The organism is Pseudonocardia sp. EV170527-09 (assembly GCF_008369905.1).
Lineage (GTDB): Bacteria > Actinomycetota > Actinomycetes > Mycobacteriales > Pseudonocardiaceae > Pseudonocardia.
In genome coordinates, this window is the sequence record NZ_VRMC01000577.1 from 1 (window position 1) to 251 (window position 251).

Consider the following 251-nt stretch of genomic DNA (forward strand, 5'->3'; position numbering starts at 1 on the left):
GAGTATACCGCCAAGCGTATTTTGACCTGGGAGTTCGTCGACGGGATACCGGTGCGGCAGATCCTCAACGCAATCCAACAGGACGACCGGCAATACCTCGCTAGACTCGAAGGCCGGGGCTACGACCTGCGTCTCATTGCCCGGCGCATCTACTGGAGCACGCTCAACCAGATCTATCGGGACGGACTTTTCCATTCCGACCTAAGCCCCGCCGGCATCCTGGTTCTGCCCGACAACCGAATAGCCTATGT

General features: G+C 58.6%; 1 protein-coding gene. It reads left to right on the forward strand.

Going from position 1 to position 251, the window contains the following annotated elements; translation table 11 throughout:
• On the forward strand, positions 1-251 hold a 251-nt coding region (locus FVA95_RS31295; RefSeq protein ID WP_205016095.1), incomplete at both ends, for an AarF/UbiB family protein.